The sequence below is a fragment of the Streptomyces sp. NPDC055962 genome (genome assembly GCF_042270185.1).
Classification (GTDB): Bacteria; Actinomycetota; Actinomycetes; order Streptomycetales; family Streptomycetaceae; genus Streptomyces.
This window is the reverse complement of sequence record NZ_JBHJYN010000002.1, coordinates 22,700-47,907: the sequence shown is the minus strand read 5'-3', so window position 1 is coordinate 47,907 and position 25,208 is coordinate 22,700. Positions and strand designations below refer to the sequence as shown.

Sequence of the window (25,208 nt, the reverse complement as noted above, 5' to 3'; positions counted from 1 at the left end):
ATCGGCCGTTTGCGGGCCACCTGCCCTCCCGCGAACGACCCCTGGATGTGTTGTGCCCCGGTTCAGTGTCATCGTGCCCGCGTACCGGGTCCAGGCGTATCTGCACGCGTGCCTCGACTCCGTGCTGGACCAGTCGTTCAAGGACTACGAGATCATCGTGGTCGACGACTGTTCACCGGACGCCTGCGGCCCGATCGCCGACGAGTACGCCGTCCGCGACCCCCGGGTCGGCGTCGTCCACCTGCCGCACAACTCCGGTCTGGGGCCCGCCCGCAACGCCGGGGTGGCCCGGGCGGCCGGGGAGTACCTGCTCTTCCTCGACGGCGACGACACCTTCGCCCCCGAGGCGCTCCAGACGATCGCCGACCGGCTCGACGCGACCGGCGGCCCCGACGTCCTGGTCTACGACTACGCCCGTACGTACTGGTCGGGCGAGAGCGTGCGCAACACCTTCTCCGAGCACCTCGCCGAGACCGGCCCCGCCACCTTCCGGCTCGCGGACCGGCCCGAGCTGCTCAAGGTGCTGATGGTCGTCTGGAACAAGGCGTACCGGCGGGAGTTCGTCGAGGCCGAGGGCTTCACCTTCCCGCCCGGCTACTACGAGGACACTCCCTGGACCTACCCGGTGCTGATGGCCGCCGGGTCGATCGCCGTCCTGGACACGGTCTGCGTCGGATACCGCCAGCGGCGCCGGGGCAACATCCTCTCGACCACCACCCACCGCCACTTCGACGTCTTCGACCAGTACGACCGCGTCTTCGCCTTCATCGACTCCCGCCCCGCGCTGTCCGTCTGGCGCCCGGTGATGTTCCGCAGGATGCTCGACCACTTCTCGACGCTCTTCACCTCACGCGACCGGCTGCCCCGCGGCACCCGCGCCGCGTTCTTCCGCCGCGCCCGCGCCCACTGCCGCCGCTACCGCACCCCCGGCGCCCCCGTGCCCCGCCGCGCCCGGCTGCGGCACGCGCTGTTCCGCCTGGGCGCCCACCGCACGTACCGCGCCCTCTGGGCCGCCCAGCGGCTGCGCGGGCGGCTCGGCCGCACGGCCTCGGCCGCGCGCCGGGCCGCCCGCGCAGCCGCCCTCCAGCTGCACTACCGCGTCCAGCTCCGGCTGCCCGTCCGGCCCACGGACGCCGTGTTCGCCGCCTACTGGCACCGCGGTTACACCTGTAGCCCGGCCGCCCTGGAGGCCACGGCGAGGGACCTCGTCCCCGGGCTGCGCACCTCCTGGATCTGCCGCCCCGAGGACGCGCACACGGTGCCCGACGCCACCCGTGTGCTGCACCCGGGGACGGCCGCGTACTGGACGGCGCTGGCCCGCTCCAAGTACCTCGTGAACAACGTCAACTTCGACCGCAGACTGGTGAAGAGACGCGGCCAGGTGCTGCTGCAGACCCATCACGGGACACCGCTGAAGACCATGGGGACCGACCTCGTGCACCGCCCGGCCGCCGCCGGCTCCATGGACTTCGGCCAGCTGCTGCGCAACGTCGACAAGTGGGACTTCTCGCTCTCCGCCAACCAGCACTCCACCCTCGTGTGGGAGCGTACCTATCCCTCCGGCTACACCACGCTGGAGTACGGCAGCCCGCGCAACGACGTCTTCCACCGCACGGACCCCGCCGCGACCGCCCGGCTCCGCGAGCGCCTGGGGATCCCGGACGGCGGCACCGCCCTCCTCTACGCGCCGACCCACCGCGACTACCGGCGCGCCCAGCAGCACTCCCTCGACCTGGAGCGGCTGGTCCGGGTCCTGGGCCCGCACTTCGTGATCCTGGCCCGCTCCCACTACCTGGACGAGACGGCACGGGCCACCGCCGGGCACGCCCGGCACCCGCGGATCATCGACGTCAGCGCCCACCCGTCCGTGGAGGAGCTCTGCATCGCCTCCGACGGGCTGATCACGGACTACTCGTCCCTGATGTTCGACTACGTCAACCTGGACCGGCCCGTCGTCCTGCACCTGGAGGACGCGCAGGCCTACGAGGCCGCGCGCGGCACGTACTTCGACCCCGCGGCGTTCCCTCCCGGGGCGGTGGCCCGGGACCAGGAGGAGCTGCACGAGATCTTCGCCACGGACCACTGGCGCGGGCCCCGCTCCGCGCAGCGCCGGGCCGCCTTCCGGGCGCGGTTCTGCCCGTACGACGACGGGCACGCGGCGGAGCGGGTGGTGCGCCGGGTCTTCATGGACGACCTCCCGGGGATGCCGCGGCCCGCCCCCCTCGCGGGCCGCGGGCCGACGGGGGTACCCCGGCAGGTGCCCGTCCGGGAGTACACGAACGGGTGAGGCCGGGGCCCGGGGCGCTGAAGCACCCCGGGGTGCTTCAGCGCTCCAGGAACGCGAACAGCTCGTCCCAGCGGCCCATGATCTCCGCCTCGGAGAACCGCTGGACGTTGACCCGCGCCCGGTCCCCCATCGCGTCCCGCATCCGCGGGTTCCCGGTGAGCCGGAGCAGCCGGTCGGCGAGCGCACCGATGTCGCCGGCGGGCGCCAGCAGCCCGTCCTCGCCGTCGCGCACGATCTCCCGTACGCCCGGAGCGCAGTCGAACGCCGCGCACGGCACCCCGCTGGCCATGGCCTCCAGCAGTGCCAGCGGGAAGCCCTCGCCGCGGGAGGACTGGACGAAGACGGAGGCGGCGGCGAGCGCGCCGGGAACGTCGTCGGTGCGCCCCCGCCAGCCGACCGAGGAGTCGAGCCCCAGAGCGGTGCACCGCGCCTTCAGGTCCGCCTCGTCCTCGCCCGTCCCGTACACGTCCAGCCGCCAGTCCGGGCGCTCCGGGGCGACCAGCGCCCAGGCGTCCAGGAGCATGTCGATGCCCTTCTGGTCGCTGAGCCGGCCGATGCTCGCGACCGCCTTCTCACGGCGCGGCGAGGGCACCTCCGGCAGGGCGGCCAGGGCGTTGGGCATGAAGCCGACGTTGTTCATCCCGTCGCCCGCCCACTTGTCGGCGTCCTCCTCGGTGAGGACGAGCCACCGGTCGAGCGGCGGGTAGTGGTTCCTGATCCAGCGGTAGCGGTGGCTCGCCCGCGAGTAGTCGTAGGACTCGTGGCTCATCCCGATGACGCGCAGACCGCCGGTGTCCGCCTCGCCGACCCACTCCATCGCCCAGACCTGGCTGACGATCACCACCCCGCCGGGCCGGGCGCCCCGGAAGATCGCCGAGAGCTGCTCCACGGCACGCCGCTTCCGCGCGGCGCGCGCGGCCTCGGCGCGGCGGGCGGGGATCCGGAAGCGGTCGCGGAGCCCTTTGGGCGCCCAGGGGGTCGGGGGATGCGCCGGGTAGAGGGCGGTGACGGGGTAGCCGGCCGGCTCGGGCAGGGCCATCTTCCGCTCGGCCGCATGGATGCCGATGGTGTGCACCCGGTGCCCCGCCTCCTGGAACAGCTGGGCGGTGCGGTGCATCCAGCCGGTGACACCGCCGAGTTCGTCGGTGCTGTTGGAGACGATGAAGACGTCACGGCTGGGGCTCATCGGCCGGCCTCCCCGGTGGGTGCGGTGCGGGACGGGACGATGTGCCGGGCGAACACGGTGTCGACGACCGAGCGGGCCGCATCCCCGCGGTCGTATGCGCCGAACTCCTCCGCGAAGGCGGCGCGCCGGTCCTGGAAGCCGGTGTCCGACGTCTTCAGCCGGGCCAGCACGCCGAAGAGCTCCTCCTCCGTCGCCACGACCGGTCCCGGGGCCTTCTCCCGCAGGTCGAAGTAGCTGCCGCGCTCGGCTGCGTAGGCGTCGAGGTCGGGGGCGAACAGCACGATCGGGCGGTCCAGGAGGGCGAAGTCGAACATGATCGACGAGTAGTCCGTGATCAGGACGTCGGTGAGCGCGAGCAGTTCGCTGACGTCGTGGTGGTGCGAGACGTCCACGACGGTGCCCGGCGGGCAGGCGGGCAGGCTCGCCGCCTCCAGGTAGTGGGCGCGCACCAGCAGGGTGTACGCGTCGCCGAACCGTTCCGCGAAGGCCGCCGCGTCCAGCAGGAGCCGCTGCCGCCTGCGCTTCCCCGGCCCGCCCCGGAAGGTCGGTGCGTACAGGACGACCTTGCGGTGGTCGGGCAGTCCGAGCTCGGCCGCCGGCGCCGGGCGGGGCAGCCGGCCCTCGGCGCCGTCCCTGGCACGCGCCGCGAGCAGGGCATCGTTGCGGGGGTAGCCGGTGCGCAGCAGCGTGCTCCCGGGCAGCCGGTAGGCGCGCGCCAGCGTGCGTTCGTCGTGCTCGGAGCGGACGAGGAAGTGGTCGAAGCGGCCCACGGCCTGCTGGAGCCGTTCGCGCTGGGGGGTGTTCTGCATCCGTACCCGGGTCTCGTCGAACCCCATGCGCTTGTACGCCGAGCCGTGCCAGGTCTGGAGGTAGGTGGTGCCGGACGGCTTGTCGAGGGGGAGCGGGAACCCTTGGTTGTCCACCCAGTACTCGGCCCGGGCCAGGGCCCACAGATAACGCCAGGACCAGCGGCGCACCAGCTTCGCGTCCGCCGGGAACCCCGCCGGGCTGTCGGCGTACGACCAGACGCAGCGCAGCGGGAGTCCGCGGGCCCTCACCTCTTCGTGGACGGCCCGGGGGCTGTCGCCGTAACAGGTGCCCATGTGGCTCTCGAAGACCACGGACCCCCTGCGCACGGGCAGCCGGAGGAGCCAGGAGCGGTAGAAGGATGCCTTGAAGCCCCTGGAGCGCAGCCGGTCGCGGCGTCTGCCGAGGGCCCGTGCCAGGAGTCTGGCGTGCCGGGCGGGGCGGAAGTGCGTGGCGTAGTGGACCAGCCTGCGAGCCGTACGGGCGGGACGCCGGCGGGCCTCCAGGCGGAGCGCCAGATGGTCCCGGAGTGTCACGTAGGGCTGCCAGGTGTCCCCCGTCGTCCGGCCCAGCCGGGGACGGGCGGGCGACCGGTCCGCCGGGCCGACGAGGTCGTGGGCGGCGAAGAGGTCGCTCACCGCACGGGTCCCGCCGTCGTCCACCACCATGCGCACGTCCCACACCGTGTCGCGGGGGCCGAGGGGCCGCAGGAGGCGGGTGAGATCGGCGCGGGCGGACCAGCTGATCCCGGTGGCGTCGGGGCGCAGCGCGCCGACCGGGGCGCGGAAGGCACGGGAGCCGTCCCGTACGCGGAACTCCAGGTGCGCGGTGAGGGTGCCGTGCGGGTCGGGCCCGGTGTGCGAGGGCAGGACGAGCCGGCCCGCCAGCAGGACCCGCCCGCCGTCGGCCTCGTAACGGGTGAGCCTGTTCATCAGCTTCAGCTCGCCGAACAGCCGGTACTGGTGCCCGAGTTCGGTGACATCCAGCACGGGGTCCGGGCCGCCCGGCCAGTACACCCGCCCGTCGTCAGCAACGGAGAGGGGCGCGGCCACCACGCCCCTCCTGCGCAGCGCGTACGCCGCGGTCAGCACGCCGTCGGCGTGGCCGCGCTCCAGCAGCCGGACGCCGACGCGTTCGACGGGCGGGAGGGTGAGCAGGGCCGGCTCCGGGACGCTGCCGGGGAGCACCCGGGCCGCCGTCGCCGCGAGGCGTTCGCGCTCGTCGGCGGACCGCTCGGGGAAGGTGCGCACCAGCGGCACGAGGTGGTCCCGCAGGAAGGCGCGGTCCCGCTCCTCGCGCAGCTCCGCCAGCCCCTGGGCCACCAGCACGTGGCACACCCGCCGGTGCGCCTCCACCAGCCCGGCCAGGTCCCTGCCGGCGTCGGGCACGGCCCGCCCCGAGACGATCCGGCGGCGTACGAGTGCGATCCGGCCGACGACGGCCGCCGCCAGGGGGCCGAACAGGACCGCGCTGTGGGTGAGGTCCTCGTCGTAGCGCAGCGCGTGCCGCTCCAGCGCGGCGCGCCGCAGGCAGAATCCCGTCACCAGGGCGTCGTGCACCGCCAGTTCGGGAGCCTCGGTGAACCGGCCGACGGTGCGGGAGCGCGTGAACAGGGGCTGCTGCCAGAAGGGTTCGCGTTCCTTCTCCCCGTCCCCGGTGAGCCGGCTCCAGCGCCCCGCGACCAGGTCGGCGCGGGTGCGCGCCCCGGCCTCCCAGAGGTTGCGGCAGGCGTGGTGCTGGAGGCGCTCGCCGACGTCGAGGACGAGGACGTACGTGCCCCGCGCCGCGTCCAGGGCCGCGTTGCGCAGGGAGGCGACGGACTCCGTGCCGGGGTCGAGCAGCCGGACCCGGTCCGGGGAGCGCCGGGCGAGCGACGCGGCCGCCGTACGCACGGCCGCGGGTGCGCCGGCGGGCAGGACGACGAGTGCCTCCACCGCGCGCAGGCTCTGGTCGAGCACGGACTCCACGGACGCCGTCAGCGCCTCCTGGCCACCCTCCGCGCCGGTGATCACACAGCTGAAGTCGGGCGTGTTCATGCCTGCACCTCCTTCATCATCCGGTCCACGACCCGCGCCGAGGCCGTCCCGTCGTCGAGATCGCAGAACGACTCCCGGAAGCGGGCGTACGCCTCACGGTGGCCCGCCGTCGCCGCGTCGGGGTCGCGCAGCGCCTCGACGACCGCCGCGGAGTCCGTGATCAGCGGGCCGGGCGCCCGGTTCCCGAAGTCGAAGCAGAAGCCGCGCAGGGTGTCGCGGTAGTGCTCCAGGTCGTAGGTGTGGAAGAGGATCGGCCGGCCCGTCTGCGCGAAGTCGAACATCAGCGACGAGTAGTCCGTGACCAGCACGTCGCTGATCAGCATCAGCTCGGTGACGTCGGGATGGCGCGAGACGTCGCGGACGAAGTCGCTCCCCGGGACGGTTCCGCCCACCAGGTAGTGGCGGCGCACCAGCAGGACGTGGTCCTCGCCGAGCGCCGCCCGCGCCTGCTCCAGGTCCAGGTGGAGGTCGAGCCCGTACCGCCCGCCCTGCTTGGGGCGGTCCTCCCGCCAGGTGGGGGCGTACAGGACGACGCGCTTGCCCTCGGGCACCCCGAGGGCCTGCCGGACGGTGTCGGCGACCTTGGCGCGGTCGGCGGCGTACAGCAGGTCGTTGCGCGGGTAGCCGCACTCCAGCACCTCGCCCGTGTACCCGAACGCGCGGCGCAGGACCGGCGTGGAGAAGCTGTTCGGCGAGACGAGAACGCTCCACTGGGCGGCGCGCCGCGGCATGGACTCCATGTAGGCGGTGTCCGCGAAGGCCGTGCCCGCCAGGTCCCGGCCGATGCGCTTGAGCGGGGTGCCGTGCCAGGTCTGGACGACGAACTGGCCCTCGGCACGCTCGAACCACTCGGGGAGCTGCGTGTTGGTGACGATCCACCGGCTGCGGGCCAGTGCCTCGTGCCACTCGGCGCTGTGCAGGGCCACGGCGCGGGCGCCCTCCGGCACGGCGGCCTGCTGGTCCCGCACCACCCAGAGGTGTTCGGCCCCGGTGCCGCGCCGGACCAGCTCCTCGTGGACGGCGCGGGGCGAGTCCGAGCACTGGCGCCCGTCGAAGCTGGAGTACAGCACGGCGTCCCGCAGCTCCCGGCCGCGCGTACCCGCGTACCGCTCGCGCAGCAGGCGCTGCCCGTAGGGACCCCGCTCCGCCGGCGGCAGGACGCTGCCGGAGTGCAGGGAGAGCCGGTCGTGGAAGCGGCGCTCCAGGGTGAAGCGGCGCCCGCCGGACTCCTGGTCCAGCGGGAGGCCCGCGTGCAGCTGGGGCACCACCCGCAGCGGCAGGCAGCGCTCCGGATCCGTCTCCCCCGGCTCCCGGAGGAAGGGGTACCACCGGCCCTCTGCGAGCGGCAGCGCACCGGCGGTCCCCCCGACGGCCCCGGGGGACAGCGCCGCGCGGAAGCCGGTGTCCGTGCGCTCCACCGCGACGGTGTGCTCCTCGTGGTGACCGCTGTGGCGCAGGACGAGCTCGACGGGACGGTCGCGCGGGGCCGGGAAGGTCCCCTCCAGGGCCAGGCCGGCGCCTTCCGTCCACGCCACGCGGGTGACGACGGGCCGCACCTCCCTGTCGGTGAGCACCAGGTCACCGGAGGGGTTGGCGGCCGCCCAGACCTCCCGGCCGGCGGGCAGCGCGTACCGCACGGCGTCGGTCTCCGGCCTGGCCGCGACCGTCAGCCGGCGCCTGCCTCCGGCCAGGTGGACGCCCCAGTCGCCGTCGGACCCGCCGAACGTCTCCAGCGGCACCTCGGCGAGGACCGTGCGGCCGTCCGTGCCCTCCTGGGCCACCAGGGGGAAGTCCCTGGTCTCCTTGGTCCGCCACTCCTGCATCCGCAGGACCGGGGGGACCTCCCCGCCGAGCACGCGTACCGCGATCCGGATCCCGTCCCCGGCCTCCGTGGGGCCGTGCCCGGCGAGCACCGCGTCGACCCGTTCGGTGCGCAGCTCCAGCTTGTTCCCGGAGAGCAGCGGGACGACCCGGGTGCGCTCGTCCACGTACCGCACGGCGGGGGGCGCCGGATGGCCGAGGAGCCGCATCGGCCCCCGGCGGGGCCGTCCCGCGCCGACCACGACGGATTCCAGCTTCCAGACGGTGCGGGCCCCTCGCGCGGTGGCCCGGGTGACGAGCCTGCGGGGATCGACGACGGTCTCGAAGCCGGACCGTTCGTAGCGGTGCAGCGAGCGGCCCGATCCGGCCGCCGCCTCGTCCGTCACCGTCCTGCGCAGCCGCAGCGGGACGAGCCGGCGGCCTGAGCGCAGCCACCCGGCCGCGGCCGGTCCGCCCGGGGCGTTGCGGACGTACGCGTACCCCGTGAGGTGCAGCAGCCCGTCCCGCCACACGGCCCCGGTCAGATGCGCGTGCACGGGGAGGTCCTCGGCGGAGAGGGCGGTGACCGCGCGCGGGAGGGGGCCCTCGACGCCCGGGTAGCGGGCCGCCGGCCGCAGCCGCCCCCGGACGTGGAAGGTGTCGCGGTCGGTGGCCTCGTGGGCCAGGAGGGCGAGCAGCTCCGCGATCCTGCGCTCCCGGATGAGCTGCCACTTGACCCGCAGATGCAGGGGCAGGGCGCCGAGGACGGCGGGGTCGACCGTGTCGGCGAAGACGTTGGCGTGGGTCAGGAACGCCTCGTGGAAGCTCTCGTCGCCCTCCGGGAGGGCTTCGATGAAGAGCCACAGGTCTCCGGAGAGCGCGTGCGCGTCGTAGCGCCGCTTCGCCTCCGCCATGCCCCGGTCCGCGAGGAACCGGCTGACGGTGGAGACCGCCGTGACCCGGTCGCGGATGCCCCGGGCCACCGCGCGCCGGGTGGTGATGGAGCCGTCGCGGTCCCGCCAGTGGTAGACGGGCTCCTCCACCACGTCGACGCCCCGGGCCAGGAAGTGGGCCGGCAGGACGACGGCGATGTCCTCGTACAGGACACCGGTAGGGAAGGCGAAGGCGTGCCGGTCCCAGAAGGTCCTGCGGAAGACCTTGTTGCAGGCGATGCGGTCGCCGAGCAGGATCCAGTCCTGGGTGACGTGGGTGGCGCGGCGGGGCGTCTCCATCACCTTTCGGAACATCGGGGACTGTTCGAGCGCCCCGTTCGCCCGGAGCCTGAGGACGTTGCCGGTCGCGAAGTCCGACCCGGAGGCGTCGAGTTCGGCCAGCATCCTCGCGAAGGCCCCCGGCGGGACGACGTCGTCGCTGTCGACGAACGTGAGGAACTCGGCGTCCGGGTGCGCCTGCCCGGCCCCCGCGTTGCGTGCGGCCCCGAGCCCCGCGTTCTCCTGCCGGATCAGCCGGAAGCGCGGGTCCCGCCGGGTGAACTCCCGGGCCACGTCGGCGCCGCCGTCGGTCGAGCCGTCGTCGATCATGACGACTTCCAGGTCGGCCATGGTCTGCCCGGCGAGCGAGTCCAGGCAGGCTCCGAGGTACTCCTCGACGTTGTAGAGCGGGACGACGACGGTGAGGCGGGGTGCCATGGTGCTGCGCACGATCCTTCCGGACGGACGAACGGACTTCCTCTGTAGGCAACGAGCCCCGTGCCGGGGAGGCACGGGGCTCGCGACGGCGCCTGGGCGCCCGGGGTCCGAACGGGCCCGGTGCGCTCAGGGTTTGACGGCGATACGGCCCTCGTCCATGCGCAGCAGCAGGAGCTGCTCGCCGGTCTCCTCCAGGAATTCGTCCACGGCCTGGCGTGAACCCTGCCAGTAGCCGTAGTCGTCGATCAGCAGCACCCCGCCGCTCACGAGCCGGCCGTACAGGTGCGCCAGCTCGTGCTTGGTGGACGCGTACCAGTCCGTGTCCAGCCGGAGGATGGAGATCTGCTCCGGTGCCCGCTCCGGGACGGTGTCCTCGACCTTGCCCTGCACGTAGTGGACGCGGTCCTTCGGGTACGGGACCTGCTCGAACCCGGCCTGCACGTCCTCCAGGGAGGCCACGGCCCAGATGGGCCGGTCCTTGCCCTGGGCCTCCAGCAGCTCCTGCGCCGGCCTGCCGTCCCTCCGCAGGTCCTCGGCCGTGGGCGGGGTCATGCCCTCGTACGTGTCGAAGAGGTGGAGGTCGCGGTCCGTCTCGCCGAGCGAGAGCAGCGTCCTGGCGCACGCCTGCATGGAACCGCCCCGCCAGACACCGCACTCGACGATGTCCCCGGGGATGCCGTGCTTGACGACGTGCCGGGTCGCGAGGACGAAGGCGTTGAGCCGCTCCGGGGAGGTCATCGTGTACGGCTTGACCGCACGGATGATGTCCTTCGCCTCGTCGTCGTAGTCCGCGGGGAACTGCGGCGCCTTCCTGGCCGCGGGCTTGGACGCCGCGGGCTTCGGAACCGGCTCGTCCGCCTGCTTCCGCGCCGCCGGCGGCTCGCCGGGTGCGGAGCGGGGAGCGGGCAGGGTCGCGCGCCTGAGCTGGTATCCGGTGAGTTGCTGAAGGACGCCGTTGACGGCGTTGCGCCAAGCCATGGGCCGGGACAGTACGCGCGTTTTGCGGCTCATGTCATCTTTCGTCAACCTGTAGTTGATGGCTGCGTACGGCTCTCCGGCCGCCCGCACCGCTCCCTGCCGTCCAGCGGGCGCGGCAGCGGCACCCGGTCCACCCCGCCGGCCCGGTTCGCCCACCACACCGCCGTCTCCCGCACCGCCAGGTCGGCGAGGGTGTTCTTCAGCCGGGTGACCGGCCGCCGGTGGGGCTGCGGCTTGCGGAAGACGCCCACCGAGTCGCCCCAGTAGGCGGCCTTGGCGTCGATGGAGGAGTAGTCGTGCCAGATGCCCCGGACGGGCGGGAAGTCCGTGTAGGCCTCTCGGAGTTCGAGGCGCGAGTGGGCCGCCATCGCCCGGAACCCGTCGGGGTAGTAGCGCCAGCAGTCCTGCGCGTCGTGGGCGTGGCCGCGCGAGGGTGCGGTGATGAAGGCGTGGCCGCCCGGCCTGAGCACCCGGGCGATCTCCATCATCGACACCCAGAAGAAGGGGATGTGCTCGAAGGCCTGGCCGGACAGCACCACGTCCGCGCTGCGCGACTTCGCGGGGATCCGGTAGGGCCGGGACATCACCGCGTCGACGTTGGGGCCGTCCTGGACGTCGACCCCGACGTAGTCGATGTCGTGGCCGGACAGCAGGCCGCGGTGGGTGCGGGTCTGCCTGCCGGAGATCCGCGCCCCGAGGTCCACGACGCGGTGTCTGCGGTCCTTGGGCAGGTACTCCTCGACGCAGAGCCGCATCTGCTCGTAGGCGGACCGGTGCATGAGCTTCTCCCAACGTTGCCGTGCGCGCGCTGTTGAGCACAACGACGGCGGGATGCGGAGGGATCGCCACGTACGGGTGACCCGGCGCACGGACCGGGTGCCGGGGCGCGCGCCCGGGCGCCACCGGTGGGTCCGCGCGCCCCGAATCCCCTGGTGGGTCCGCGGCCCGACCCCCTGGTGGGTCCGCGCGCCCGGATCCCGGCGGGTCTTCCCGGTGCCCCCGGGCGTCACCGGCGTTCAGCCCGGGGGCACCGGGAAGACCCGGCGCACGACGCGTTCCGCGGCGCGCCCGTCGTCGTAGGGGCAGAAGCGGCTGCGGAACGCGGCGCGCAGCGCGTCGGCCTCCGGCGACCTCCAGGCCCCGCCGCGCAGCACCTCGCGCAGCTCGTCCTCGGTGGTGGCGACGGCCCCGGGGGTGTCGCCGGGACGGCCCGACAGCAGGTCGATGTAGGTGCCGCGGGCGGCACGGTAGGCGTCCCAGTCGGGCGCGTAGGTGATGACCGGCCGGTCCAGGCAGGCGTAGTCGAACATCAGGGACGAGTAGTCCGTGATCAACGCGTCGGCGGCCAGGCAGAGTTCCTCGACGCTCGGATGGCCGGTGACGTCGAGGACCTGTGCCCCCGGGGCCGTCCCGGCCGAGCGCCCGTAGAAGTAGTGGGCGCGCACCAGCAGCACCCAGCCGGGGCCGAGCTCACGCGTGAGCCGTTCCGGGTCGAGCCGGGGCACGAAGCCCTTGCGGTAGTCGCGGTGGGTCGGCGCGTACAGCAGCACCGTCGATCCCGGCGCGATGCCGAGGTCCGCCCGGATCCTGCCGGACAGCTCCGGAGTCGCCGTGCAGAGCACGTCGTTGCGCGGGTAGCCGTAGGGCAGCTGCTCGTACGAGGAGGGGTAGACCCGGTCCCAGGTCTCGGTGCTGTGCGGGTTGGCGGAGAGGCTGAAGTCCCACTGGTCGGTGTGGGCGACGATCCGTTCGAAGCTGACGCCGTTGGTGAGGGCGGGGTACGGGAGCTGGTCCAGGCCCATCGTCTTGAGCGGGGTCCCGTGATGGGTCTGGAGGTAGGTCTGCCCGGGCCGCTTGGTGAAGCCCCCGGGAAAGCTGGAGTTGTTGACCAGGTACGTGGCGGTGGCCATGGTCCGCCAGTAGGCGCGGGAGCCCTCGACGACGTACGGCACGCCGGGCGGCATCCGGTCGCGGTGACGGGAGGAGACGACCCAGACGCCCCGGATGTGCGGCACCAGTTCACGCGCCTTGGCGTAGACGGCGGCCGGATTGCAGGCGACACCCCTGTTCCAGTACGCCCCGTAGACGGCGAGGCGGGGGTCCAGCGGGCGGCGCAGATCGACGCGGTAGAGGGCCGCCATCACGCGGGCGCGCAGCGACTTCCTGCCCGCGCGCGCGGCCGCCCGCGCCCGGGTGCGCCCGGCGCGGACCGCTTCCCTGGCGCGGTGTGCCGCGTAGCGGCCGGGGAGCCCTGCCGCCCGGTGGAAGGCGGCACGGTCCTGGGGGGCGATCCGTCCCGGGTCGTCGAGCACGGCGGTCAGATGGGCGGTGCGCGCGGCCGTGATCCGCGGATCGCCGCCGGTCTCGGCGGCCAGGCGCTCGTAGGCGACGACGACCGCGAAGTGCGCGCGGCCCGGCGTGGTCGCGGACGTGCCGGTGCGGCGCAGGCGGTGGCGTACGCAGATCCGGTCGAGCGAGGCGAGGGTGCCGGCGTCCGAGGCGAGGAGGGCGGCGCGGTGGACGGGGAGGACGTCGCCGTACGGGCCCTCGGTGAAGCGGAGTCCGTGCGCCTCCCAGAAGGCGCGCCGGAAGAGCTGGTTGCGGGCGGCCGGGAGTTCGCCGCCCGGCCGCACCGCCCCCCACCAGTCGACGGTGTCGTGCCCGAGGCGCAGCACGTCGGGACGGTCGCGCGCCAGCCGTGCCGCGATCTCCGCCACGGCTCCGGGGAGGAGCAGGTCGTTCCCGTCGAGGAAGAGCAGATAGGCCCCCCGGGCCGCCGCCGCACCCGCGTCGCGGGCGGCGCCGGCGTCCCAGGACGCCGTTCCCCGGGAGCCCGTGTCCCGGGAGCCGGTGTCCCGCAAGCCGTCGGCGTCCAGAGAGCCGTCGGCGTCCCGCGGTCCGTCGGAGCATCGGGCGCCGGTACCGGTGCCGGAGGGCTCGGTGTCGCGGGGGCGGTCCGGGACCAGCACGCGCACCCGGGGGTCCCGCCCGGCGGCCTCCCGGGCGATGGCGAGGTCGGGTCCGCCGCCGGGCGCCGCGACGGCGATCAGCTCGATCTCCGGCCCGTCCTCGTCTCGCGCCTGTCCGGTCACGGACTCCAGGGCGGCCCTCAGGTACCCCTGAACGCGGTGGGCGGGCACGACGACACTGAGGAGCATGGCAGCCGAGCCTAACGGGGACCCTGCGGACGCCCCCAGCGATCTTCACCCGTTCGGGTCAGCCGCGTGACTCGGGGCGCTCCCCCGGGTTGAGCCGTGCATGAAGCCACTCCTCAGCGTCGTCGTCCCGGTGCACAACGTCGAGGACTACCTGGAGGAGTGCCTCGCCTCGCTGGCCGGACAGACCCTGAGGGACATCGAGTTCGTGCTCGTCGACGACGGTTCGACGGACGGCAGCCGCCGCATCGCCGAGGACTTCGCCGCCCGCGACGACCGCTTCCGCTGTGTCCACCAGCCCAACGCGGGCCTGAGCGCCGCCCGCAACACAGGGGTCGCCCGCACCACGGCCGGCGTCCCGTACCTCGCGTTCGCGGACAGCGACGACATCGTCGTCCCCGACGCGTACGAACGGATGGTGGCATCCCTGGAGTCGACCGGATCGGACCTGGCGACGGGCAACGTGTGGCGGCTCACCGCGCAGGGGAGGCAGCAGGCCTGGCAGTACCGCTGGCTCACCTCCGACCGCCTCCGCACGCACATCACCCGCGATGCCCGGCTGCTGGCGGACCGCGTCGCGTGGAACAAGGTGTTCCGGCGCTCCTTCTGGGACCGGCACGCCTTCACCTTCCCGGTGGGCAGGCTCTACGAGGACACCCCGGTGATGATCCCGGCGCACCACCTCGCCGGGTCGGTGGACGTGCTGCACGAGCACGTCTACCTCTGGAGGGTGCGGGAGGGGTCGATCACCCGGCGCCGCACGGACATCCGGGGTGTGCGCGACCGCATCGCGGCCTGTGAGCAGGTCAGCGCGTTCCTGGGGGCCCGTGACGCCGCACAGCGGCTGCGCTACGACATCTCGTGCCTGCGCGACGACTTCGTCTACTTCCTCGAGGCGCTGCCGATGGGCGGCCCGGCCTACCGATCGGCGTTCGTGGAGGACGCGGGCGCCTTCCTCGACCGGGCGGGCGACGCGGCCCTGGCCGGGCTCCCGGCCGAGGCACGCATCCGCTGGCGGCTGGTGCGGGAGCGCAGGACCGAGGAGCTGCTGGCGGTCCTGCAGTTCGAACGGGCCAACGGGACCGGCACGTTCAGCGTGGCGGGCCCCCCGGGACGACGGCGCGCCACGCACCCCGGGCTCCTGGGCGGTGACGGTGTCCCCACGCGCCTCGGCCGGGGCGACCTGCCCGCCGTGGCCCGCCTGGTGGAGTCCTCGTGGGGCACGGACGACCGGCTGCGGCTGCGCGGGTACGCGTACATCCGCAACCTCCCGGCCGAGACCGCCCGGCACTCGCTGAAGGCGGCCCTCGTGCGGGAGGCGGGCGGCAGGCGGCTGCGGGCCGTCCCGGTGCGTACGGTCCGCACCGACCGTGCCACCGCCGACTCCGGCCAGGAGCTGCACCGTTACGACTACGCGGGCTTCGAGATGACCCTCGACCCGGAGCGGCTGGGTGCGGGCACCTGGCTGGTCGGCGTGGTGGTGGCCGGCCACGGTGTCGTACGGCGGGCCGCGCTGCGCGCCGTGGGAGCCGCCGCGGCGCAGCCGGCCGTCCACGACCTGGGCGGGGGCCGCCGCGCGGTGCTCGCCTACCGGGACGGCCGGCTGGAACTGACCGTGACCCGGCCGCCCGCGGTGGCCTGCGCCCACGACGGCCGGCCGGGCGCCCTGGAGCTGACGGGACGGCTGCACGGGGGCGCCCGGCCCACGGCGCTCGTCCTGACCCGCGAGGGGGCGGCCCCGCACACGTGCCCGGTGAGGTGCGGTGACGGGGACGGGTTCAGCGCACGGATCCCGCTCGCGGCCCTCGCCGCGGAGCCCGCCCCGGTGTCCGGCACGGCCGGAGCCCCCGGCCCGGGGAGCGACGGCCGGTGGCGGGCCTTCCTCCTGACCGACGGTGTCCGCGTCCCGCTCGCCGCGGCCCCGGGCCTCGCCCCGCCCGCCTACGCGGACGCGGCGGGGAATCTGGTGGTGGAGGTGGCCGGCGAACCGTACGTCGACCGCGCCGGACCCGCTCCTGACGGCGGGCTGCGCATCGAGGGGACCGGGGCCGGGCCGCTCGTCCTGCGGCACGGCGTCCTCGGCGCGACGGTGGCCGTCCCCGCGGAGCGCCGGGAGGGGGGCCGCTTCACGGCCGTCCTCGCGGCGCCTCCGGAGGAAGGGGACTGGGAGGTCCTGCTGGACGGCAGGACCGTGCGGGCGGGGGCGGCGCTCGCGGCCGCCCTGCCGATGGGCGCCGCCGGAGCGCGCTTCCACCTCGACCGCCGTCACGGTGACCGGCTGACCGTGCACGGTGCGCCTCCGCTGGGCGAGGCGGAGCGGAGCGCGTACCGCCAGGGCCGGCTGCGGGCGGCGCACTACCCGGCGCAGCGCCGGCTGCCGCTGCGGGACGCCGTGCTCTACACCGGGGAGGGCTCCCCGCGCGCCGTGCACGCCGAGCTCGTGCGCCGGAGCGCCGATGCCGAGCACCTCTGGGTGACCGACGGCTCCGCCGGTGACGCCGGCCGTGTCCCGGCCACCGCCGTCCCCGTCGTGGCCCACAGCACCGCCTGGTACGAGGCGCTGGCGCGGTCCCGCCGGATCGTCGCGGCCGGCCAGCTGCCCGCGTGGTTCGAACGCCGGCCGGACCAGACGGTCGTGCAGACCTGGCACGGTGCGCCGCTCGGCCGGTTCGGCCTGGACCTCACCGGCAGTCTGTACGCCGACCACCAGGACCTCGCCACGCTGGCCCACCGCTCCGCCCAGTGGTCGGTGCTGGTCTCCCCCAGCGCCTTCGCCACCCCGCATCTCCGCCGTGCCCTGGCCTACGGCGGCGAGGTCCTGGAGGCGGGGTCCCCGGCCGACGACCTGCTCTGCTCACCGGGCCGTGACAAGGCCGCGGAGCGGGTGCGCCGCACGCTGGGCATCCCGGACGGCCATCGCGTGGTGCTGTACGCGCCGACGTACCGCGACCATCTCGCACACCCCCCGGCCACCGGGTCCGCCCCGCTGTACCGCTGGGACCCGGCGCTCGACCTGTCCGCACTGGCCCGGTCGCTGGACGGCCGCACCACCGTGCTGGTCCGCCGGCACCCACGGGTCACGGGCGGCGTACCCGCGGACCCGGCCCTGCTCGACGTCTCCGCGCACCCGGACACCACCGAGCTCCTGCTGATCGCGGACGTGCTGGTCACCGACTACTCGGGGCTGGTGTTCGGTTTCGCGCACACCGGCCGCCCGATGCTCTTCCACACCTACGACCTGGAGCACTACAGGGACACCGTGCGGGGGTTCTGCCTGGACTTCGAGACCCGGGCCCCCGGGCCGCTGCTCGTCACCACCCAGGAGGTCGCCCAGGCGCTGCGGTCCACACCGGCCTCGGCGGACCTGCACGCCGACGCGTACGAGAGCTTCCGGCAGGACCACTGCGGCCCCGCCGACGGCGGCGCGGCCCGTCGCGTCGTGGACCGGCTGCTCCGCGGGGACTCCGGCTCCCTGCGCCCCGTCAGCCCTTGAGCGCCCGTACCGCCGACGCCGCGAGGTCGTCCAGATGTCCCTTGGGCAGATCACCGCGGACCACGACGAGGCGCCAGTACAGCGGTCCGACGATGAGGTCGAGCGCCCGGTCGGGATCACTGCCCTCGGGCAGCTCGCCGCGTGCCACGGCGGCCCGGACCACGACGGCGGCCACGCCCTTCTGCGGGTCGAGCAGCGCGGCCTTGATGGCGTCGGAGATCTCCGGGTTGCGGGCCGCCTCGACCAGCAGGTCCGGGATCACCTGGGAGGCCACCGGGTGACGCAGGGCGTACGCGGCCAGCTCCAGCACGGCGCGCACGTCTCCGTGGAGCGAACCGGTCGCGGGCGCCGGCATCCCCTGCGCGGCCACAGCGGCGACCAGGTCCAGGACGAGATGCAGCTTGGACTTCCAACGTCGGTAGACCGCGGTCTTGCCCACTCCGGCGCGCCGGGCGATGCCCTCGATCGACATCCGCGCGAACCCCACGGCGGCCAGCTCCTCGAAGACGGCACCGCGGATCGCGTCGGTCACGTCCTCCCGCAGCACCGCGGCACCTGCCGGGGTGCGGCGCCCGGTTCGCCGTTCGGTGGTCATGGCCCGAATGATAGTCCGTAACGACGAAACGGTTGCGTTGCGACGCACAAACGTCCTACTGTCAGCGTTGCGACGATACGGTGCCGTCCCATCCGTGGGAGCCGTTCGCCGTGTACCCCCCGCCCCTCGTCGAAAGCGACCGTGGTGAGCCAGACAGCAGCCCCGCCGGCACCGGTGGACACCGCTTCCCCCACCCACCTCCCCGTGTACGCGCCCGGCGAGCTGGCCGCGCTCGCCGCCCGGCACGGGCTGACCGTCAGCGGGGCCCGGCCGGGGCTCGGTGCGTACGTCCGGCAGCTGTGGGGACGCAGGCACTTCATCACCGCCTTCGCCACGGCCAAGCTGACCGCCCAGTACAGCCAGGCGAAGCTCGGCCAGATCTGGCAGATCATGACCCCGCTGCTCAACGCGACGGTCTACTACTTCATCTTCGGCGTCCTGATGAACACCAAGCACGGAGTCCCCGACTACGTGCCGTTCCTCGTCACCGGGGTCTTCATCTGGACCTTCACCGCCAGCTCGATCACGGCCGGCACCCGGGCCATCAGCGGCAACACCGGAATCGTCAGGGCCCTCCACTTCCCCCGCGCGTCCCTGCCGATCGCCCTGGCCATCCAGCAGCTCCAGCAGCTCCTCTTCTCGCTGGGCGCGCTGTTCCTGATCCTGCTCGTGTTCGGCCAGTACCCGCAGCCGTCGTGGCTGCTGGCGATCCCCGCACTCACCCTCCAGGCCCTGTTCAACACGGGCATCTCGATGGTGATGGCCCGGCTGGCCGCGAAGACCCCCGACATCGCGCAGCTGACGCCGTTCATCCTGCGCACCTGGATGTACGCGTCCGGCGTCATGTGGAGCCTCGACACCCTGCTCACCGCCGACCGGGTACCGCGCCTCGTGCTGCTGGCCCTGGAGTGCAACCCGGCGGCCGTCTACATCGACCTGATGCGCTACGCCCTGATCGACAGCTTCAGCGGCACACAGCTGCCCCCGCACGTCTGGGCCATCGCCACGGCATGGGCCCTGGTCTGCGGCATCGGCGGCTTCGTCTACTTCTGGAAGGCCGAGGAGAGGTACGGACGTGGCTGACACCCCCGACACCCGTGTGCCCACCGTCGTCGTCGACGACGTCCACATCACCTACACGGTCAACGGCGCCCGCACCGGGAAGGGCAGCGCCACCTCGGCGCTGAACCGGATCGTCTCGCGCGGGCAGCCGCGGGGCGCCCGCCAGGTGCACGCGGTGAAGGGCGTCAGCTTCGCCGCGTACAAGGGCGAGGCCATCGGCCTGATCGGCTCCAACGGATCCGGCAAGTCGACGCTCCTCAAGGCCATCGCGGGACTGCTCCCCCCGTCGCAGGGCCGCGTCCACACCCAGGGCCAGCCCTCGTTGCTCGGGGTGAACGCCGCCCTGATGAGCGACCTGACCGGGGAGCGCAACGTCGTGCTCGGCGGGCTGGCCATGGGTATGACCCGTGAGCAGATCCGCGAGCGCTACCAGGACATCGTCGACTTCTCCGGCATCAACGAGAAGGGCGACTTCATCACTCTGCCGATGCGCACCTACTCCTCGGGCATGGGCGCCCGGCTGCGCTTCTCGATCGCGGCCGCCAAGAGCCATGACGTGCTGCTGATCGACGAGGCGCTCTCCACCGGCGACGCGAAGTTCCAGCGGCGCAGCAAGGACCGCATCAAGGAGCTCCGCGAGGAGGCCGGCACGGTCTTCCTGGTCAGCCACAGCAACAGGTCGATCACCGAGACCTGCGACCGGGCGATCTGGCTCGAGGCGGGCACCCTGCGGATGGACGGCCCGGCCGAGGACGTCGTGGCCGCCTACGAGGAGTTCACCGGGCCCGCGAAGGCGGGGAAGGCCGCGAAGCCCAAGAAGTGACGGCGGGGCGGCGTCCGTCTGCCGTGAAGCCGTGAAGCCGTCCGCCGGACGGGCCGCAGAGGGCCCGTCCGGCGGACGGCTTCGTCAGCGGCCCGGCCGGCCGCTCCGGATCACGCGTGCGTACGCAGCAGCGTCCGCATCGTCCTCATCGCCACCGACAGGTTCGCCAGGTCGAAGGACTCCGACCCCCGGATCTCCTCCAGGGTGGCCCGCGAACGCGCCAGGATCGCGGCGTTCTTCTCCTCCCAGGCCGTGAACCGCTGCTCCGGCGACGACGCGCCGTTGCCGACGGCGAGGACGTCCGCCGTGAGCGCGGCGTGCGCGGCGTAGAGGTCCTCGCGGATGGAGGCGCGGGCCATGGACTGCCAGCGGTCGGCCCGCGGCAGCTCGATGATCCGGTCCATCAGCTGCGTGATGCCCAGCCGGTCGGCGAGGTCGTAGTACACCTCGGCGACGGCCAGCGGGTCCTTGTCCGTCCGGTCCGCGATCGCCACGATGTCCAGCGCCGGGAAGGCGGAGGAGAAGCCGGCCACCCGCACCGCCAGCTCCTCGGGCACGCCCACCGAGGTGAGCTCGTCGAGGATCGACCGGTACCACTCGATGTCGGCACCCTTGAGCAGCTTCGGCAGCTCGTTCCAGACGCGCTCGACACCCTCGCGGAAGAACCCGATGGTCTCCGCGATCTCCACCGGCTGGGGCCGGTTGCCGAGGAGCCAGCGCGATCCGCGCTCGACCAGCCGCCGCGAGTGCAGCCGGATCCGGGTCTGCACGTCGGCGGCCACTGTGTTGTCGAGCGCCTCCACGGCGTCCCAGACGGCGGAGAGGCCGAAGATCTCACGGGCGGCGAACTGGGCCCGCACGATCTCCTCGAGCGAAGCCCCGGTCTCCTCCCGCAGCCGGTGCAGGAACGTCGAACCGCCGGTGTTCACCGTGTCGTTGACCAGCACCGTCGTGATGATCTCGCGGCGCAGCGCGTGCCCGTCGACCGCTTCGGGGAACTTCTCGCTCAGCTGCTTCGGGAAGTAGGCGTGCACCAGCCCCTGCAGATGCGCGTCGTCCGGCAGGCTGGTCGAGATCAGCTCGTCGGCCGCCGTGATCTTGGTGTAGGCGAGGAGCACGGCCAGTTCCGGCTGGCTGAGGCCCTTGCCGTGGTTCAGCAGCTCCCGGATCTGGCGGTCGTTCGGCAGGAACTCCAGCGCGCGGTCCAGGTGCCCGTCACGACCGAGCCGGCGCATGAAGCGCTGGTGGGCGTGGAGGAGCGACGGCGCCTGGGCGCAGGCGTTGGCGAGCGCGGTGTTCTGCGCGTAGTTGTTGCGCAGCACGAGCTGTCCGACTTCGTCGGTCATCTCCGCGAGCACCTTGTTGCGCTGCTTCACGGTCATGTCGCCTTCGCGGACGAGACCGTTGAGCAGGATCTTGATGTTCACCTCGTGGTCGGAGGTGTCCACACCGGCGCTGTTGTCGATCGCGTCGGTGTTGATCCGGCCGCCGGCGCGGGCGAACTCGATCCGGCCGAGCTGGGTGGCCCCGAGGTTGCCGCCCTCGCCGACGACCCGTGCCCGCAGCTCGCCGCCGTTGACCCGGATCGCGTCGTTCGCCTTGTCGCCGACGTCGGCGTTCGACTCGGACTCCGACTTGATGTACGTGCCGATGCCGCCGTTCCACACCAGGTCGACGGAGGCCTTGAGGATGTTCTGCATCAGCTCGGCGGGCGTCATCTTCGTGACCTTGGAGTCGATGCCGAGCGCCGCGCGGATCTGCGCGTTGACCGGGATCGACTTGGCGGACCGCGGGTGGATGCCACCGCCCGCGGACAGCAGCTCCTTGTCGTAGTCCGCCCAGGAGCTGCGCGGCAGGTCGAAGAGCCGGCGCCGCTCGGCGTACGAGGTGGCGGCGTCCGGGTCCGGGTCGATGAAGATGTGCCGGTGGTCGAAGGCCGCGACCAGCCGGATGTGCTCGGAGAGCAGCATCCCGTTGCCGAACACGTCACCGGACATGTCGCCGACGCCGACGACGGTGAAGTCCTCGGTCTGGGTGTCGTGGCCCAGCTCGCGGAAGTGCCGCTTCACGGACTCCCAGGCGCCGCGGGCGGTGATGCCCATGCCCTTGTGGTCGTAACCGGCGGAGCCTCCGGAGGCGAAGGCGTCGCCGAGCCAGAAGCCGTACGCGACGGCGACGTCGTTGGCGATGTCGGAGAAGCTCGCGGTCCCCTTGTCGGCAGCGACGACGAGGTAGGTGTCGTCCTCGTCGTGCCGCACGACCTCCGCGGGGTGCACGACCTCACCGGTCACCATGTTGTCGGTGATGTCGAGCAGGGCCGAGATGAAGATCTTGTAGCAGGCGATGCCCTCGGCGAGCCAGGCGTCACGGTCCACGGCCGGGTCCGGCAGCTGCTTGGCGACGAACCCGCCCTTCGCACCCACGGGCACGATCACGGTGTTCTTGACCATCTGCGCCTTGACCAGGCCGAGGATCTCCGTACGGAAGTCCTCCCGGCGGTCCGACCAGCGGAGCCCGCCGCGGGCGACCTTGCCGAAGCGCAGGTGGACGCCCTCGACGCGCGGCGAGTAGACCCAGATCTCGTACGCCGGGCGCGGCGCCGGCAGGTCCGGGATGGCCTGCGGGTCGAACTTCATCGAGACGTAGTTGTGCGGCTCGTGGTCGTCGGCCAGCTGGAAGTAGTTGGTCCGCAGCGTGGCCTTGATGACCGTGAGGAAGGACCGCAGGATCCGGTCCTCGTCGAGCGAGGCGACCTGGTCGAGGGCCCCGTCCAGCTCCTCCAGCAGCCCGTCCGTCAGCTCCGTGCCGGCCTTCTGGCGGGTCGGGGACATCCGCGCCTCGAAGAGGGAGACCAGGAGGCGGGTGGTGTGGACGTTGTTGCGGAGGGTGTCCTCCATGTAGTCCTGGCTGAAGGTCGAACCCGCCTGGCGCAGGTACTTCGCGTAGGCGCGCAGCACCATGGCCTGACGCCAGTCGAGCCCGGCGCCCAGGACCAGGGAATTGAAGCCGTCGTTCTCCGCCTCGCCGGTCCAGATGGCGGCGAACGCCTGCTGGAAGCGGTCCCGGGCGTCGTCGGCGAGGTGGTCGCCGTTGCCCGAAGCCTTCTTCGGCAGGCGCAGCCCGAAGTCGTAGATCCAGGCGTGTGTGCGGTCCGCGCAGCGCAGCTCGTACGGGCGTTCGTCGACGACCTCGACCCCGAGCCGTTGCAGCGCGGGGAGCACCGCGGAGAGCGAGACCTGCTCGCCCGTCCGGTAGATCTTGAAGCGCCGCTCGTCGGGAGCGGCACCGACCGGCTCGTACAGGCTGAGCGCGAAGTCCTTGCGCTCGCTCTTGAGCGCTTCGAGGTGGACCAGGTCGGCCACGGCCGCGCGCGGCGAGTGGTCGGCCTTGTAGCCCTCCGGGAAGGACTGGCCGTAACGGCGCAGCAGCTCGGCGGCGCGCTCCTCACCGCACTCGGCGTTCAGCGCCTCCTGGAAGCCGTCGGCCCAGGAGCGGGCGGCCTCGACGAGGCGCGCCTCGATGCGGTCGGCGTCCGCGTCGGTGAGGTGCGACAGCTCGGTGCCCGGCGGGACCCGTACGACGAAGTGCAGACGGGAGAGGATCGACTCCGTGTTCCAGGCCGTGAAGTCGACGCTGGTGCCGCCCAGTTCCTCCTTGAGGATGTCGATCAGGCGGAGCCGCACACCGGTGGTGTAGCGGTCACGCGGCAGGTAGACGAGGGCGGAGTAGTAGCGCCCGTACTCGTCCTGTCGCAGGTAGAGCCGGAGCCGGCGGCGCTCCTGGAGGTACAGCACGGAGGTGACGATGGAGCGCAGCTGGTCGACGGGCGTCTGGAAGAGCTCGTCACGCGGGTACGTCTCCAGGATCTGGAGCAGGTCGCGGCCGTCGTGGCTGTTGGGCGTGAAGCCCGCGCCCTCCAGCACCTCGGCGACCTTGCGGCGCACCACGGGAACCCGGCGCACCGACTCGGTGTACGCGGCGGAGGAGAACAGGCCGAGGAAGCGGCGCTCACCGACGACGTTGCCCTCGGCGTCGAACTTCTTCACCCCGACGTAGTCCAGGTAGCTGGGGCGGTGCACCGTCGCCCGGCTGTTGGCCTTCGTCAGGACGAGCAGGCGGTGCTCACGCGCCTTGGCCCGGACGTCGGCGGGCAGCCGGTCGAAGGACGGGCTGACCGGGTGCGCCTCGTCCTCGCTGTGCTTGGGGTCGGAGCGCAGGATGCCGAGGCCGGTGCCGGGGACGGCCGTGAGGGCGTCGGAGTCGCGGAGCTCGTACTCCCGGTACCCGAGGAAGGTGAAGTGGTCGGCCGCGAGCCAGCGCAGCAGCTCCCGGGCCTCCTCGACCTCCTCGTCGCCCAGCTCGTCGAGCGGCTCCTCGCCGAGTTCCTCGGCGATCCGCAGGGCGGCGTCGTGCATCTTGTCCCAGTCCTCGACGGTCTCCCGTACGTCGGACAGGACGCGGAGCAGATCGGCGGTGATCTGCTTCAGGTCCGCGCGGTCGGTCTCCCGGTCGATCTCGACGTGGATCCAGGACTCGACGAGCGCGTCGTGCGGAAGCTCGGCCCGGGCCTCCTTGCCGCCGTCGCCACGCTTCGCGCCGCTGCCCCTGGCCGGGTCGTCGCCGAAGACCTCGATCAGCTTGCCGGCGACGTCACGGCGGACGATGACCTGCGGGTGGATCACGAGGTGGATGCCGCGGCCCTGCCGGGACAGCTCGTTGGTGACCGAGTCGACGAGGAAGGGCATGTCGTCGGTGACGACCTCGACGACGGAGTGGCTGCTGGTCCAGCCGTTCTCCTCGACGGTCGGGGTGTGCACCCGGACGTTCGCGGTGCCCTGCGGGCGGTTCTCGGCCAGCCGGTAGTGGGAGGAGGCGGTCCCGAAGACGTCGACCGGGTCGCGGTCCTTCACGTCCTCCGGAGCGGTGTGCAGGTAGTAGCGCTGGAGATAGGCGAGGAGCATGTCATGGCCCGGCCGCCCGTCCCGGCCGGCCTCGGTGCCGTCCTCCGCGCCGGTGCCGGTGCCTTCGGCGAGGTGCACCCGGAGGCCGCCACCCGGGCCGCCGACACCACCGCCCGGACTGTTGTCAGCTACCCGGGCCGCCCGTGCGAGCAGCTCGGCCTTGGCTTCGTCCAGCTTGGTCTGCATGTCCTCTGGCTCCTGTCGCGCGCCGTTGCGTGACGTAGGTGTAAAAGGCGACGTACCGCCACGACGCGGGGTTTCCGGTCTGGTTCGACGCTATGCCGCCTGGGGAGATACCCGGGGCCATATCGGCCATTTTCGGCAGACGGCCCGGGATGCGGAGATCACGCATCGCCCGGGTGCTGTGGCACTCCGG

12 protein-coding genes are annotated in these 25,208 nt (G+C 73.1%); 4 read left to right on the top strand and 8 right to left on the bottom strand.

Going from position 1 to position 25,208, the window contains the following annotated elements:
* Positions 1-52: 52 nt before the first annotated feature.
* Positions 53-2,287: a CDP-glycerol glycerophosphotransferase family protein gene (locus ACFC51_RS05555; RefSeq protein WP_376375071.1), complete on the top strand. Its 2,235-nt coding sequence runs from the start codon at positions 53-55 to the stop codon at positions 2,285-2,287.
* A gap of 37 nt (positions 2,288-2,324) precedes the next feature.
* Here the strand turns inward: ACFC51_RS05555 and ACFC51_RS05550 are convergent, their stop codons facing one another.
* From ACFC51_RS05550 to ACFC51_RS05525, 6 genes are all read right to left on the bottom strand, one after another.
* On the bottom strand, positions 2,325-3,473 hold the full coding sequence (locus tag ACFC51_RS05550) for a glycosyltransferase (RefSeq protein WP_376527100.1): 1,149 nt from the start codon (positions 3,471-3,473) through the stop codon (positions 2,325-2,327).
* Positions 3,470-6,316: a CDP-glycerol glycerophosphotransferase family protein gene (locus ACFC51_RS05545; protein WP_376375077.1), complete on the bottom strand. Its 2,847-nt coding sequence runs from the start codon at positions 6,314-6,316 to the stop codon at positions 3,470-3,472. The genes ACFC51_RS05550 and ACFC51_RS05545 overlap by 4 nt, the downstream gene beginning before the upstream one ends.
* Positions 6,313-9,765, bottom strand: coding sequence for a CDP-glycerol glycerophosphotransferase family protein (locus ACFC51_RS05540; protein WP_376527098.1), 3,453 nt, complete (start codon positions 9,763-9,765; stop codon positions 6,313-6,315). Before ACFC51_RS05540 ends, ACFC51_RS05545 begins: the two co-directional genes overlap by 4 nt.
* Positions 9,766-9,891: 126 nt before the next feature.
* Positions 9,892-10,776, bottom strand: coding sequence for a TylF/MycF/NovP-related O-methyltransferase (locus ACFC51_RS05535; RefSeq protein WP_376375083.1), 885 nt, complete (start codon positions 10,774-10,776; stop codon positions 9,892-9,894).
* Between the two features lie 11 nt (positions 10,777-10,787).
* The gene (locus ACFC51_RS05530; RefSeq protein WP_376375086.1) at positions 10,788-11,522 is read right to left on the bottom strand and encodes a methyltransferase domain-containing protein; all 735 of its coding nucleotides are present in this window, start codon (positions 11,520-11,522) and stop codon (positions 10,788-10,790) included.
* A gap of 237 nt (positions 11,523-11,759) precedes the next feature.
* Complete coding sequence (locus tag ACFC51_RS05525) at positions 11,760-13,901, bottom strand: CDP-glycerol glycerophosphotransferase family protein (protein ID WP_376527096.1); 2,142 nt, start codon at positions 13,899-13,901, stop codon at positions 11,760-11,762.
* Positions 13,902-14,001: 100 nt separating this feature from the next.
* Here ACFC51_RS05525 and ACFC51_RS05520 point away from each other — a divergent pair, with 100 nt between their 5' ends.
* Positions 14,002-17,391: a CDP-glycerol glycerophosphotransferase family protein gene (locus tag ACFC51_RS05520; RefSeq protein ID WP_376527094.1), complete on the top strand. Its 3,390-nt coding sequence runs from the start codon at positions 14,002-14,004 to the stop codon at positions 17,389-17,391.
* Here ACFC51_RS05520 and ACFC51_RS05515 read toward each other — a convergent pair.
* Positions 17,381-17,986: a TetR/AcrR family transcriptional regulator gene (locus tag ACFC51_RS05515; protein ID WP_376375095.1), complete on the bottom strand. Its 606-nt coding sequence runs from the start codon at positions 17,984-17,986 to the stop codon at positions 17,381-17,383. The genes ACFC51_RS05520 and ACFC51_RS05515 overlap by 11 nt on opposite strands.
* 141 nt (positions 17,987-18,127) lie before the next feature.
* On the opposite strand from ACFC51_RS05515, the gene ACFC51_RS05510 reads away from it, so the two are divergent.
* Together ACFC51_RS05510 and ACFC51_RS05505 are read left to right on the top strand one after the other, a co-directional pair.
* Entirely contained in the window at positions 18,128-19,069 is a 942-nt protein-coding gene (locus ACFC51_RS05510) for an ABC transporter permease (RefSeq protein WP_376527092.1), read from the top strand.
* Positions 19,062-19,871, top strand: coding sequence for an ABC transporter ATP-binding protein (locus ACFC51_RS05505; protein WP_376375101.1), 810 nt, complete (start codon positions 19,062-19,064; stop codon positions 19,869-19,871). Before ACFC51_RS05510 ends, ACFC51_RS05505 begins: the two co-directional genes overlap by 8 nt.
* Before the next feature lie 110 nt (positions 19,872-19,981).
* On the opposite strand, the gene ACFC51_RS05500 is transcribed toward ACFC51_RS05505, so the two are convergent.
* On the bottom strand, positions 19,982-25,018 hold the full coding sequence (locus tag ACFC51_RS05500) for an NAD-glutamate dehydrogenase (RefSeq protein ID WP_376527090.1): 5,037 nt from the start codon (positions 25,016-25,018) through the stop codon (positions 19,982-19,984).
* Between the last annotated feature and the right edge of the window lie 190 nt (positions 25,019-25,208).

Bases quoted from the DNA above. Each gene is read 5' to 3' on its own strand.
- ACFC51_RS05515 (WP_376375095.1), bottom strand. From the start codon at position 17,986: ATGACCACCGAACGGCGAACCGGGCGCCGCACCCCGGCAGGTGCCGCG.
- ACFC51_RS05550 (WP_376527100.1), bottom strand. From the start codon at position 3,473: ATGAGCCCCAGCCGTGACGTCTTCATCGTCTCCAACAGCACCGACGAA.
- ACFC51_RS05540 (WP_376527098.1), bottom strand. From the start codon at position 9,765: ATGGCACCCCGCCTCACCGTCGTCGTCCCGCTCTACAACGTCGAGGAG.
- ACFC51_RS05520 (WP_376527094.1), top strand. From the start codon at position 14,002: ATGAAGCCACTCCTCAGCGTCGTCGTCCCGGTGCACAACGTCGAGGAC.
- ACFC51_RS05500 (WP_376527090.1), bottom strand. From the start codon at position 25,018: ATGCAGACCAAGCTGGACGAAGCCAAGGCCGAGCTGCTCGCACGGGCG.
- ACFC51_RS05545 (WP_376375077.1), bottom strand. From the start codon at position 6,316: ATGAACACGCCCGACTTCAGCTGTGTGATCACCGGCGCGGAGGGTGGC.
- ACFC51_RS05535 (WP_376375083.1), bottom strand. From the start codon at position 10,776: ATGAGCCGCAAAACGCGCGTACTGTCCCGGCCCATGGCTTGGCGCAAC.
- ACFC51_RS05530 (WP_376375086.1), bottom strand. From the start codon at position 11,522: ATGCACCGGTCCGCCTACGAGCAGATGCGGCTCTGCGTCGAGGAGTAC.
- ACFC51_RS05525 (WP_376527096.1), bottom strand. From the start codon at position 13,901: ATGCTCCTCAGTGTCGTCGTGCCCGCCCACCGCGTTCAGGGGTACCTG.